This is a genomic window from Paraburkholderia caribensis (assembly GCF_002902945.1).
GTDB lineage: Bacteria > Pseudomonadota > Gammaproteobacteria > Burkholderiales > Burkholderiaceae > Paraburkholderia > Paraburkholderia caribensis.
The window spans coordinates 1197788-1211225 of sequence record NZ_CP026101.1; the positions used below are offsets into that span (position 1 = coordinate 1197788).

General features: G+C 62.5%; 9 protein-coding genes and 1 tRNA gene. 9 read left to right on the forward strand and 1 reads right to left on the reverse strand.

The window, feature by feature from the left end:
• Positions 1-16 precede the first annotated feature (16 nt).
• The 8 genes from infC (at position 17) to C2L66_RS05380 (ending at position 6219) form a co-directional block, all read left to right on the forward strand.
• Positions 17-541, forward strand: coding sequence for a translation initiation factor IF-3 (infC, locus tag C2L66_RS05345; RefSeq protein WP_079482295.1), 525 nt, complete (start codon positions 17-19; stop codon positions 539-541).
• A 252-nt stretch (positions 542-793) separates the two neighbouring features.
• On the forward strand, positions 794-991 hold the full coding sequence (rpmI, locus tag C2L66_RS05350; RefSeq protein ID WP_004191477.1) for a 50S ribosomal protein L35: 198 nt from the start codon (positions 794-796) through the stop codon (positions 989-991).
• A gap of 29 nt (positions 992-1020) precedes the next feature.
• Positions 1021-1380 (forward strand): 50S ribosomal protein L20, encoded by a 360-nt coding sequence (rplT, locus tag C2L66_RS05355; RefSeq protein ID WP_004192938.1) that lies wholly within the window; start codon positions 1021-1023, stop codon positions 1378-1380.
• Positions 1381-1539: 159 nt separating this feature from the next.
• Positions 1540-2553 carry a phenylalanine--tRNA ligase subunit alpha gene (pheS, locus tag C2L66_RS05360; protein ID WP_060601532.1) on the forward strand — a complete coding sequence of 338 codons (1014 nt, stop codon included), beginning with the start codon at positions 1540-1542 and terminating at the stop codon, positions 2551-2553.
• Positions 2554-2713: 160 nt separating this feature from the next.
• Positions 2714-5146, forward strand: coding sequence for a phenylalanine--tRNA ligase subunit beta (pheT, locus tag C2L66_RS05365; protein ID WP_060601529.1), 2433 nt, complete (start codon positions 2714-2716; stop codon positions 5144-5146).
• Positions 5147-5200: 54 nt separating this feature from the next.
• On the forward strand, positions 5201-5611 hold the full coding sequence (locus C2L66_RS05370; RefSeq protein WP_007585478.1) for an integration host factor subunit alpha: 411 nt from the start codon (positions 5201-5203) through the stop codon (positions 5609-5611).
• A gap of 54 nt (positions 5612-5665) precedes the next feature.
• Complete coding sequence (locus C2L66_RS05375) at positions 5666-6070, forward strand: MerR family transcriptional regulator (RefSeq protein WP_035990413.1); 405 nt, start codon at positions 5666-5668, stop codon at positions 6068-6070.
• Between the two features lie 72 nt (positions 6071-6142).
• A tRNA-Pro gene (locus C2L66_RS05380) sits at positions 6143-6219 on the forward strand.
• A 154-nt stretch (positions 6220-6373) separates the two neighbouring features.
• Here the strand turns inward: C2L66_RS05380 and C2L66_RS05385 are convergent.
• Entirely contained in the window at positions 6374-6658 is a 285-nt protein-coding gene (locus tag C2L66_RS05385) for a DUF3303 domain-containing protein (protein ID WP_054934295.1), read from the reverse strand.
• An 801-nt stretch (positions 6659-7459) separates the two neighbouring features.
• Here C2L66_RS05385 and uvrA point away from each other — a divergent pair.
• Positions 7460-13369: an excinuclease ABC subunit UvrA gene (uvrA, locus tag C2L66_RS05390; RefSeq protein WP_060601526.1), complete on the forward strand. Its 5910-nt coding sequence runs from the start codon at positions 7460-7462 to the stop codon at positions 13367-13369.
• Positions 13370-13438: the final 69 nt, after the last annotated feature.

Below are 13438 nucleotides of genomic sequence, written 5' to 3' on the forward strand. Positions count from 1 at the left end.
TTAGAGGAAACGTAACATCGCTACTGATAAGTCGTCGCATCGCATCAACGGTGAAATTACTGCACCCGAGGTGCGTCTGGTCGGAATCGACAACGAACCGCTCGGCATCGTAAAACTCGCTGATGCTTTCCGCCTGTCGGAACAGCAGGACGTGGATCTGGTTGAAATCGCGCCGCAAGCGGTTCCGCCCGTCTGCCGCCTGATGGACTACGGCAAGTTCAAGTACCAGGAAGCGAAGAAGCAGCACGAGGCCAAGCTCAAGCAGAAGGTCATCCAGGTCAAGGAAGTCAAGTTCCGGCCGGGCACGGATGACGGTGACTACAACGTCAAGCTGCGCAATCTCGTCCGCTTCCTTGAAGATGGCGACAAGACGAAGATCACGTTGCGTTTCCGTGGCCGCGAAATGGCTCACCAGGAAATCGGCATGCGCATGCTCGAGCGTCTGCGCACCGATCTGGATGAAGTCGGTCAGGTCGAGCAGATGCCGAAGATGGAAGGCCGCCAGATGATCATGGTGCTGGCGCCGAAGAAAAAGAAGTAAGCAGACGTTCGCTGCGCATCTCAATGTGCGCAGCGCGTTTGTCGGAAAGTTTGAGTCGCGCGCCGTCGAAAGGCGGCGTGTGCAAGCAGGTTTCGGAATGCGCTCGCAGTTGTACAGCGCGCGCTCTTCCTGAAAAGCAGCGGCAAGCAGTTCAAGCCGTCTGCATACCAAGTGGAGTGGGTTTCAAAGGGCGGATGAGGGCTTTCTGAGCCAACCGCACACCCATGTCCATCAAATAATGGAGTTGTTGTCATGCCGAAGATGAAGACCAAGAAGAGCGCTGCAAAGCGCTTCGTGGTTCGTCCGGGCGGTACCGTCAAGCGCGGTCAAGCCTTCAAGCGCCACATTCTTACCAAGAAGACCACCAAGAACAAGCGTCACCTGCGCGGCGCCACGGCAGTTCATGATTCCGATCTGAACTCCGTACGCGCGATGCTGCCGTTCGCCTAACCCTTAACCGACACTCATAGGAGCGAAACATGCCTCGAGTCAAACGTGGGGTTACCGCACGGGCCCGCCACAAGAAGATCATCAACCTGGCCAAGGGTTACCGCGGCCGCCGCAATAACGTCTATCGCATCGCCAAGCAGGCGGTCATGCGCGCAGGCCAATACGCCTACCGCGATCGCCGCAACAAGAAGCGTGTGTTCCGCGCACTGTGGATCACGCGTATCAACGCGGCGGTGCGTCAGCACGACATGACGTACAGCGTGTTCATCAACGGCCTGAAGAAGGCGTCGATCGAACTCGACCGCAAGGTGCTGGCCGACATGGCTGTGTTCGACAAGGCTGCTTTTGCTGCGATCGTCAAGCAGGTGAAAGCCGCCGTTGCAGCCTGAGTGCGCTGTTAGCATCTAGTACTGCGTGGTTCGTTGCAGCGAACAGTCCGGTAGTCTCGGTGACGCTGCAACAAAAACGGGGCTCCTCACCGAGCCCCTTTTTTGTTGGTCGAGCCAGTTTTACTTCGATTGAATACTGACGTTGAAAAGATGGGATCAATGGATCTGGACCAGATTGTCGCCGACGCAAAAAGCGCCTTTGAACAAGCCTCCGACGTCACCACGCTCGAAAACGAGAAGGCTCGTTTTCTCGGCAAGTCGGGTGCCTTGACGGAACTGTTGAAGGGGCTCGGCAAGCTCGATCCCGAGACGCGCAAGACGGAAGGCGCGCGGATCAACATCGTCAAGCAGCAGGTCGAAGCCGCGCTGACGGCGCGCCGCCAGGCGCTTGCCGACGCGCTGCTGAACCAGCGTCTCGCCGCCGAAGCGATCGACGTCACCTTGCCCGGACGCGGCGCCGGTACGGGCAGTCTGCACCCCGTGATGCACACGTGGGAGCGCGTCGAGCAGATCTTCCGCACAATCGGTTTTGACGTGGCCGACGGCCCGGAGATCGAAACCGACTGGTACAACTTCACATCGCTGAACAGCCCGGAAAACCATCCGGCGCGTTCCATGCAGGACACGTTCTACATGGACGGCAAGGACGCAGAAGGCCGTCCGCTGCTGCTTCGCACTCACACCAGCCCAATGCAGGTCCGCTACGCGCGCACCAACACGCCGCCTATCAAGGTGATCGTGCCCGGCCGCACGTACCGCGTGGACAGCGACGCGACGCATTCGCCAATGTTCAACCAGGTCGAAGGCCTGTGGATCGACGAGAACATCAGCTTTGCCGACCTGAAGGGCGTCTACACGGACTTCCTCAAGAAGTTCTTCGAGCGCGACGATATTCTCGTGCGCTTCCGTCCGTCGTACTTCCCGTTCACCGAGCCGTCAGCCGAGATCGACATGATGTTCGAGCATGGCAAGAACGCCGGTAAGTGGCTCGAAATTTCGGGCTCGGGCCAGGTTCACCCAACGGTGATCCGCAACATGGGCCTCGACCCCGAGCGCTATATCGGCTTTGCATTCGGCAGCGGCCTCGAGCGTCTGACGATGCTGCGTTACGGCGTTCAGGACCTGCGTCTGTTCTTTGAAAACGACCTGCGCTTCCTGCGCCAGTTCGCCTGAGGCGAGCGAACGCGTAGGGCGCGAGCCAACAGGCTTTAAGCACGCGACGAGAGCGGCACGGCATTCGGCAACCTGAGTGCCCCGCCGCAAACAGCGCCTCCGGCCTAATGCCAACGCATTAGCCGGATGCGGACACAACCTGTTTAGAACGTACAGAACCATGCAATTCCCGGAATCCTGGCTCAGAACCTTTGTCGATCCGCAACTGACCACGGAAGAGCTCTCGCACGCCCTGACGATGGCTGGTCTCGAAGTGGAAGACCTGCGTCCCGCAGCGCCGCCCACGTCGAAGATCGTGGTGGGCCGCGTGCTCGAAGTGGTCAAGCACCCGGACGCGGACAAGCTCAACGTGTGTCAGGTCGACGCCGGTACAGGCGCGACATTGAACATCGTGTGCGGCGCGCCGAACGTGGCGCCCGGCATTAAGGTGCCCGTCGCCTTGGTGGGCGCGCAACTGCCGCCCGCCGAAGAGGGCGGCGCGCCGTTCGAGATCAAGCTGTCGAAGCTGCGCGGCGTGCAGAGCGAAGGCATGCTGTGCTCGGCGCGTGAACTGAAGCTGTCCGAAGATCATAGCGGGCTGCTGATCCTGCCGGAAGATACGCCGATCGGCCAGGATATCCGCGAAACGCTGAATCTCGACGACACCGTGTTCGAAATCAAGCTGACGCCGAACAAGGCGGATTGCCTGTCGGTGTTTGGCGTCGCGCGCGAGACGGCCGCGATCACGGGCGCGCCGCTGCGTCCGCTCGAGATCAAGCCCGTCGAGGTCAAGCTCGACGAAACGCTGCCCGTGAAGATTTCGGCGCCCGACCTGTGCGGCCGCTTCTCGGGCCGCGTGATCCGTGGCGTCAACGCGCGCGCAAAGTCGCCGGCGTGGATGGTCGAGCGCCTCGAACGTTCCGGTCAACGAAGCATCTCGGCACTGGTCGATATTTCGAACTATGTGATGCTCGAGCTCGGCCGTCCGTCGCACGTGTTCGATCTGGACAAGATTCACGGCAGCATGGACGTGCGCTGGGGCAAGCCCGGCGAGTCGCTGAAGCTGCTGAACGGCAACACCGTCGAAGTGGATGAAACGGTTGGCGTGATTGCCGACGATCACCACATCGAAAGCCTCGCGGGCATCATGGGCGGCGACAGCACGGCCGTCACGCTCGATACGACCCACATCTATCTCGAAGCCGCGTTCTGGTGGCCCGATAGCATTCGTGGCCGTTCGCGCCGTTATAACTTCTCGACGGACGCGGGCCATCGCTTCGAACGGGGCGTCGATTACTCGACGACGGTCGAGCATATCGAACGCATCACGCAGCTGATTCTCGACATCTGCGGTGGTGAGGCAGGTCCCGTCGACGACCAGATCGTCAACGTGCCGAAGCGCGCGCCCGTCAAGATGCGCGTCGCGCGCGCCAACCGCATCATCGGCGTGGCGATCAGCGGCGAGGAAATCGCGCAGATTTTCACGCGCCTCGGCCTGCCGTTCGAACGCGAAGGCGACGACTTCCTCGTGACGCCGCCGCCGTATCGCTTCGATATCGAAATCGAAGAGGACCTGATCGAAGAAGTCGCGCGCATCTACGGCTTCGAGAAGATTCCGGCGCGTCCGCCCGTGGCGCGCAGCGAGATGCGCCGCACGAACGAAACGCAGCGCTCCATTCACGCGTTGCGTCACGCACTCGCCGCACGCGACTACGCGGAGACGGTGAACTTCAGTTTCGTCGATGCCGAATGGGAGCTGGATTTCGCGGGCAACGACAAGCCGGTAAAGCTGCTCAATCCGATCGCGAGCCAGTTGTCCGTCATGCGCACGACGCTGTTCGGTAGCCTGATCAACGTCCTGCGCCACAACCTGAACCGTCGCGCGGAACGCATTCGCGTCTTCGAAGCGGGTCGCGTGTTCCTGCAGGACGCATCGGTGAAGGCGGGTGAACTGACGGTCGAAGGCTTTGCGCAGCCGAAAATGTTCGGCGCGCTCGCGTATGGTCCCGTCATCGAAGAGCAGTGGGGCGCGCAAACGCGTGCCGTAGACTTCTTCGACGTGAAGGGCGATCTCGAAGCATTGCTGGCGCCTGCCGTCGCGCGCTTCGTGAAGGCTGAACATCCGGCGCTGCATCCGGGGCGCAGCGCGCGCATCGAGCTCGATGGCCGCGCGGTCGGCTGGATCGGCGAACTGCATCCGCGCTGGATGCAGAAGTACGACCTGCCGCATGCGCCGATCCTGTTCGAAGTCGAAGCAGAGGCGCTGATGCAGCGCGCGCTGCCGACGCCGACGGAAGTGTCGAAATTCCCGCCCGTGCGGCGCGATATCGCGATCGTCGTCGATCAGAAAATCGAAGTTCAGGCGCTCTTCGACGAGATGCAAAAGGCGCTTTCGGACGAGGCTTGCAAGACCATTCAAAGGGTTGCGCTTTTCGACGAATTTCGTGCAAAATCAAATACTTCCGGCGGGCTGGCAGCGCACGAGAAAAGCCTTGCGTTCCGTGTAACCTTGCAAGATACTGGTGGCACCCTTCAGGATGAAACGGTCGATCTGGCCATTCAGACTCTGGTGGATCGTCTTGCTCGAGTATATGGCGCCCGGTTGCGCGGATAACTGATAACGGCTGTTCCGCAAGTTCCGTTCTGGTTGACGCGCCATTTGACAGATATGAATGAAATGAACTCGAGTGATTTCGAAGCCCTTCTTACGGCGCAGCGTAGCGCCATGATCCGCGATATCCCTACCTCAACCGCCAGCGCGTCGGGCGAAGCGCCGACGCTCACCAAGGCTGAGCTTGCCGAGCTGCTGTTCGACAATGTCGGGCTCAACAAGCGGGAAGCGAAGGACATGGTCGAAGCGTTCTTCGAGGTGATTCGCGACGCATTGGAGAGTGGCGACAGCGTCAAGCTGTCCGGCTTCGGCAACTTCCAGTTGCGCGACAAGCCACAGCGTCCGGGCAGAAATCCGAAAACGGGCGAGGCGATTCCTATCGCCGCGCGCCGCGTCGTGACGTTCCACGCAAGTCAAAAGCTGAAGGCGCTGGTCGAGAACGGCGCTGAAGAAAGCTTCGCGCGCTGACCGATTCGCGCGCCCGCGCAACCACTACGACGGTCATCCGACCGCTAACTGACGATGACAGCGACGATCGAAAAAGTCGTCTTGCCTCCGATTCCCGCGAAGCGCTACTTCACGATCGGTGAAGTCAGCGAACTATGCGGTGTGAAGCCGCATGTGTTGCGGTATTGGGAGCAGGAGTTCACGCAGTTGCGTCCGGTGAAGCGCAGGGGCAATCGCCGGTACTACCAGCATCATGAGGTGCTGCTGATCCGGCGGATCCGCGAATTGCTGTACGAGCAGGGCTTCACGATCAACGGTGCGCGCAACCGGCTCGATTCACATGGCGCCGGTCAAGCGGCGGAAGGTGAGGGGGAAGTGGTCGAAGGTACGGTTGTGCAACCGGCCGCGACTACGGCGACGGTCGATGTCGATCAGTTGCGCAAGGAGTTGCTGCAAGTGATCGACCTGCTTGGGCATTGAACGATTTAGTTGTATCAAGTTTGGTTGTTGCAGTTCTATTCGCGCGAAGGGTCTGTTATACTTTCATGCTTTCGGGGCGTAGCGCAGCCTGGTAGCGTACCTGCATGGGGTGCAGGTGGTCGGAGGTTCAAATCCTCTCGCCCCGACCAGAAAGACAAAAAGGACTTACGGTGTCATGCCGTAAGTCCTTTTTTCTTTTGCGCGACGGTTGTGTGTGCGCCCCGGATGCACATCGAACTGCATCGTCATCCTGATTAATCGATTTCCAGCGGGCACAACGCAGTCGCCGAACGCAGCACCAACTCACTTCTGCGCCAGAAACGCACCCAACGCTGCGCCAAGTTCCTCGTCGGTGACGGCCGGCGAGATTCTGAACGTGAAAATATCGCCCCATTGCAGCATCCACGCGGCCATTGGCCCCGTGCTGTCGGACTCGATGATCGCGCATCCGCTCAATTCGCCGATCGCATGCCAGCGTCCAAGCATCTTGATGCCATCGGGTGGCAGGGCGCCGCCCGTTTTCATGAAGCGCTCGACGGCCGATGGCTGTGCTGTCGGCAGCCCGTTCCACTGAACAATGAACTTCATTGCGCACCTCCACTTCAGTCGCGGCGATGCCGGCCAGTGGCGAGCCGTCACCGTGACGGGCGCTGCGGATTGCAGCGCTCGGGAGCCTGCACCGCATGCAGATTCATCCTACAGAATCCACAATCCGATGCCGCCACCTCGGCGTTTCAAAGAATGATAGGCACCCCGCATCGAACTTCCAGCGGCGAGTACGGAGCATTCTGGCGGGTTGTGTGCCCCTTACCGCATCCCGGCCAGCGAGCGCAATCGCTTTAAGTTTCCGTTAAGCCTGCGCTCATACATTGTTCGGGCGTTCGGACGATGCATGAGGTGCTGCGAGGAGTCGTCCGACGCTTCGTGGTCCGCCGGGGGGCGAACCAGACGAAGACCGTCGTCGATGCGCATTCGACCGCCGCAAGGTGACAGATGGCGTGTGGTAAGCGGCCGCGCGGCCTTCGCCCGAAGGCTGTGGGGGACGGCCATTCGAACCCGGTGTTCCACCGGGTTTTTCTTTTGCGTTGCGTGCCGACACGTGACGCGAGCGACGGGAGTCTGCGGCAGGATTGACTCGATTCCACGCTGAACTGCACGAAGTTCGCCGCGTCACACACTGGCCAATTGGCTTACGCCGTTCGCAGCGTTATCGTCGTGCAATCGGCGTGCAAAACTGTATAAACATACAGTATAGTATCCACCTATCCGGCGCGGCGGCCTCCCGCTATTTCGGCTCCACGCGCGGCAAGAAACTCGCCGCACGAGCACGCGCGGGCCCGACCGGCCTGCCATCATGCCCCGGCCAACTCATTCAGACGGACAGGCAAATTGTCATCTAACGGAACGATCCGAATTCGCGGCGCACGCCAGCACAACCTGAAGAACGTCGACCTCGACCTTCACACGGGCGAAATGACCGTCGTGACGGGGCCATCGGGCTCGGGCAAGTCGAGTCTCGTGTTCGACACGCTGTATGCCGAGGGGCAGCGGCGCTACGTCGAAACGTTCAGCGCATACGCCCGGCAGTTTCTCGACCGGATGGACCGGCCGCAAGTCGACCGCGTCGACGGTGTGCCGCCCGCCATCGCCATCGACCAGACCAATCCGGTGCGCAGTTCCCGCTCGACCGTCGGCACGATGACGGAGCTGAACGATCATCTGAAGCTGCTTTACGCGCGCGCGGCGGAACTGTTCGACCGCAAGACCGCACAGCCGGTCCGGCACGACTCGCCGGAGACGATCTATGCCGACCTGGACGCCCGCACGGCCGCTGACGATGCACGCATCGTCGTGACATTTCCGGTCGAGCTGCCGGAATCGACGAGCGAGGCGGAAGTCCAGCAATGGCTTTCCGCGAGCGGCTATACGCGTGTTCAGGCGCAGCGCGAAGTCGCGTCGCCCACGGGCATGCGCAAGGTGCTCGACGTCGTGGCCGACCGTTTTCGCCTGCATCAGGTCGAGAAAGCGCGGGTCGTCGAGGCGATCGAGGCGTCGCTCAAGCGCGGCGGCGGGCGCGTGAATGTCTATGTGCTGCCGCAGGCGCAAGAGGGCGAAGAAGCCGAGCCGCAGATCTGGCGCTTCTCCACTGGGCTGCACAACCCGGACAGCGATCTTCGCTATGCCGATCCGCAGCCCGCGTTGTTCTCGTTTAATTCGGCCTATGGCGCGTGCGATACATGTCGAGGCTTCGGACGGGTGATCGGCGTCGATCTCGGCCTCGTGATTCCGGACGAACGCAAGACGCTGCGTGGTGGCGCAATCAAGCCGATGCAGACGCCCGCGTGGAAAGAGTGCCAGGACGACCTGATGCGCTACGCGGCGAAGACCAATATTCGCCGCGACACACGCTGGTCCGAGCTCACGGAAGCCGAGCGCGACTGGGTCATCAACGGCTCGCCGGACTGGGACGGGGAGTGGCAGAAACAGTGGTATGGGGTGAAGCGCTTCTTCGGCTATCTGGAGTCGAAGGCGTACAAGATGCATATTCGCGTGCTGCTGTCGAAGTACCGTAGCTACACGCCGTGCGAGACCTGCGGCGGCGCGCGCCTGAAGACAGAATCGCTGCTGTGGCGGCTCGGTTCGAAACAGAATGCCGACGAGGTGCTGGAGCCGGCGCAGCGTTTCATGCCGCGCGGCGTCGACTGGAACCGCGCGCAGCTGGAAGCACTGGCGGGGCTGACGGTGCACGATCTGATGCTGCTGCCCATCGAGCGCATCCGGCGCTTCTTCGACGAGATCACGTTGCCGAGCGCGCTGCTGGACGACGCGTTGAAGCTGTTGCTCGCCGAAGTGCGCACGCGCCTCAAGTATCTGTGTGACGTCGGCCTCGGCTACCTCACGCTCGACCGCCAGAGCCGCACGCTGTCGGGCGGCGAAGTGCAGCGGATCAACCTGACCACGGCGCTCGGCACATCGCTGACCAAGACACTGTTCGTGCTCGACGAGCCAAGCATCGGCCTGCATCCGCGCGACCTGAACAGGATCGTCGAAGCGATGCAGCGCTTGCGCGATGCGGGCAATACGCTCGTCGTCGTCGAACACGATCCGTCCGTGATGCTCGCCGCCGATCGTCTGATCGACATGGGCCCCGGGCCAGGCGAGCGCGGCGGCACGATCATCTACGACGGCGCGCCGGACAAGATCCGTTCGGCGGGCACGCTGACGGGCGAGTATCTCGGCGGACGCAAGCATGTCGCGGATGCGGCGCACTGGGAGCGCCGGCCGGTCGACGCAAGCACGCCGCGTATCGTGCTCGAAGGCGCGCGCCAGCACAATCTGCGCGACGTGACGGTCGACATTCCGTTGCAACGTCTCGTGTGCGTAACGGGCGTCTCGGGCTCCGGCAAGTCCACGCTAATCCAGGATGTGCTGTACCCGGCGCTGGCGCGGCAGCTCGGCAAGGCGACGGAATCGCCGGGCGCGCACCGCAGTCTGACGGGCGTCGAGCAGATCAGTGACGCGATATTCGTCGACCAGTCGCCGATCGGCAAAACCACGCGCTCGAATCCCGCTAGCTACGTCGGCGCATTCGACGAAATCCGCAAGCTGTTCGCGAAGGCGCCGCTCGCGCTGCAACGCGGCTATGGCGCGGGCGTATTCAGCTTCAACTCGGGCGACGGTCGGTGCCCCACCTGCGGCGGCTCCGGCTTCGAACATATCGAAATGCAGTTCCTGAGCGACGTCTATTTGCGTTGTCCGGACTGTGACGGCAGTCGTTACCGGCCCGAAGTGCTCGAGGTGAAGATCGAGCGGGCAGGTCGCGCACTGAGCATTGCTGACGTGCTGGAACTGACCGTGCACGAGGCGGTCACCCTGTTCGCCGCGGATGGCGAAGTGCTGCGTGTGCTGCAGCCTATCGTCGATGTCGGTCTCGAATACGTGAAGCTGGGCCAGCCCGTGCCGACGCTGTCGGGTGGCGAGGCACAGCGTCTGAAGCTCGCGGGCTTCCTCGCAGAAACCGCCCAGGCGAAGACGGCGCGCAGCGCGAAGCAGGCGCCGGCGGCGCGCCTCTTCATGTTCGACGAGCCGACCACCGGTCTTCACTTCGACGACATCGCCAAGCTGATGCAGGCGTTCGGCAAGTTGCTGGCGGGCGGTCATTCGTTGATCGTGATCGAGCACAATCTTGACGTGATCCGTGCGGCTGACTGGCTGATCGATCTCGGCCCCGAGGGCGGCGACGCCGGCGGCCTCGTCGTATGCGCGGGCACGCCGGAAGAAGTCAAGCAATGCACGGATTCGCACACAGGTGAAGCGCTCGTCCAATACGACCGCGCAATGGGGCTCGCAATCGAGCCGACCGAGGCGGCCGAGAAGGCGGAAGCCGCTGCGCATGGCATGCCGCTGCAGACGGCGCTGAACGCGGCGCGCGCGCGGCGCGCGGTAGAAGGCGTGGATGTCGTGCGCATCGTCAACGCGCGCGAGCACAACCTGAAATCACTCGACGTCGATATTCCGCACGGGAAGTTCAACGTCATCACGGGTGTCTCCGGTTCGGGCAAGTCGACGCTCGCCTTCGACATTCTGTTCCATGAAGGGCAACGCCGGTATCTGGAATCGCTGAACGCGTATGCGCGCTCTATCGTGCAGCCCGCCGGCCGTCCTGAAGTCGATGCTGTGTATGGCATCCCGCCCACTGTCGCGATCGAGCAGCGCTTGTCGCGTGGTGGACGCAAGAGCACGGTCGCGACGACATCGGAGGTATGGCACTTTTTGCGTCTGCTGTATGTGAAGCTGGGCATCCAGCATTGCACTCACGACGGCGCGCCCGTCACGTCGCAAAGCGTCGAGTCGATCGTTGCGCAATTGTTGCGCGATCACAAAGGCGATCATGTCGGACTGCTTGCGCCACTCGTCGTGAACCGCAAAGGCGTTTATACCGACCTCGCAAAGTGGGCGAAGGCGCGGGGCAACTCGCACTTGCGTGTCGATGGCGAATTCGTGTCCGTCGATCCGTGGCCGAAGCTCGATCGTTTCCGCGAGCATACGATCGAACTGCCTGTGGGCGACATCGTCGTGTCGGCGGACAAGGAAACCGAACTGCGCCGCCTGCTCGATGCAACGCTCGAAGCGGGCAAGGGCGTGATCCATCTGCTTGCGCCGCTCGACGGCCTCGAACACGCGATGACCCGCAACGGGCCGACCGCGCATGTCGGCGAAGTGAAGGTGCTGTCGGTCAAGCGCGCGTGTCCTGTGTGCGGCACCAGTTATCCCGAACTGGACCCGCGCATGTTCTCGTACAACAGCAAGCACGGGTGGTGCACGACCTGCGTCGGCACGGGTCTCTCGCTGACCCGCGAACAGCGCGCCGCCTATGACGATACCGTTCTCGTCGACGACAACCGTGGCCGCGAACAGACCTTGCCGTCGGACGAGCAGGAACCGGAAGGCGTCGTCGACGAGCCGTGTCCGGATTGTCACGGCACGCGTCTGAATCCCTCCGCTCGCGCCGTGTCGTTCAGCGAAACGTCTATCGTCGATGTCGCGCAGTGGACCGTATCGGATACACGACGCTGGATCGATGAACTCGAACTGACTGGGCGCGATGCGGAAATCGCACGCGACGTGATCAGTGAAATCGGCAGCCGCCTGCAGTTCCTCGAGGAAGTGGGCCTCGGTTATCTGAGCCTCGACCGGGCAGCGCCGAGCCTGTCGGGCGGCGAAGCGCAACGCATCCGTCTCGCGGCGCAGCTTGGCAGCAATCTGCAGGGCGTGTGCTATGTGCTCGACGAGCCGACCATCGGTTTGCATCCGCGCGACAACCAGATTCTGCTGAACGCGCTGCGCAAGCTCGGCGACAAGGGCAATACGCTGGTCGTCGTCGAGCATGACGAAGACACCATACGCCGCGCCGATCACATCATCGATATTGGTCCGGGCGCGGGCAAGCGCGGCGGCACGCTGGTCGCGCAGGGACGCGTCGACGATCTCTCTGCACAGTCGAGTTCGCTGACAGGTCAGTTTCTTGCGCAGCCGATCCTGCATCCGTTGCAAGCGCGGCGTCCCGTTTCGCTCGCAACGAAGCGCGCGCCCGCCGTGCCGGAAAGGTGGCTCACCGTGCATGGCGCAACGCTGCATAATCTGCGCGATGTGACCGTCGGCATTCCGCTCGGGCGTCTGGTCGCCGTGACGGGGGTGAGCGGGTCGGGCAAGTCGACGCTCGCGCGCGACGTGCTAATGACGAATCTGCTCGATGCCGTCGGCCGGTCGGTGCTGTCGTCGCCCGCCGTGCGCCGCGCGCGCAAGGCCGCGCAAACGGAAGCGGCGCCCGCCGCGAACCGTCGTTCGAGCGTGCTCGCACGCAGCGCGCCCCGGCCGTCGCTAAACGTTTCGCACGCGTGGCAGGGCTGCGAATCGGTTAGCGGCTTCGAGTCGATCGACCGCGTGCTCGAAGTCGATCAGACGCCGATTGGCAAGACGCCGCGCTCGTGTCCGGCCACGTACATCGGCGTATGGGACACCATCAGACGTCTGTTCGCCGACACGCTCGAAGCGAGGGCGCGCGGCTACACAGCATCGCGTTTCTCGTTCAACACAGGCGACGGCCGTTGCCCGACGTGCGAAGGACAAGGCGTACGCACGATCGGCATGAGCTTCCTGCCCGACGTCAAGGTGCCGTGCGACGTGTGCCATGGTCAACGCTTCAATCCGGAAACGCTTGCGGTGACATGGCGCGGCAAGAATATCGGCGACGTGCTGACGATGGAAATCGACGAAGCCGTCGACTTCTTCGCGTCGATGTCGAACATCGCCCATCCGCTGCAGCTGATGAAGGACGTCGGCCTTGGCTACCTGACGCTCGGCCAGCCGTCGCCTACGCTGTCGGGCGGTGAAGCGCAGCGCATCAAGTTGGTCACCGAGCTGAGTAAGGTGCGGGATGACATCACACGCCGCGGACAAAAGGCGCCGCACACGCTGTACGTGCTCGACGAGCCGACTGTCGGCCTGCATATGGCCGACGTTGCGAAGCTGATTCGCGTGCTGCATCGGCTCGCTGACGCGGGGCACAGCGTGGTGGTGATCGAACACGACCTCGATGTGATCGCCGAAGCGGACTGGATCATCGATCTCGGACCCGAGGGGGGCGTGGGTGGCGGTTCGATCGTGGCTTCGACAGATCCCGAAGGCCTGGTGCGCGTCGCGGCGAGCCATACCGGGCGGGCGCTGGAGCCGGTGCTCGCAAGGTCGGCAGGCGAATCTGGCGAGACCGCAGCGGGGGCGCGCGTGAGTGTAGGGTGAGCGGCACGGCAGCGGTACGACATCGTTGACCGCGGGTCAGGGGGAGATCGTCGAGCGCTCTCCCGTAGT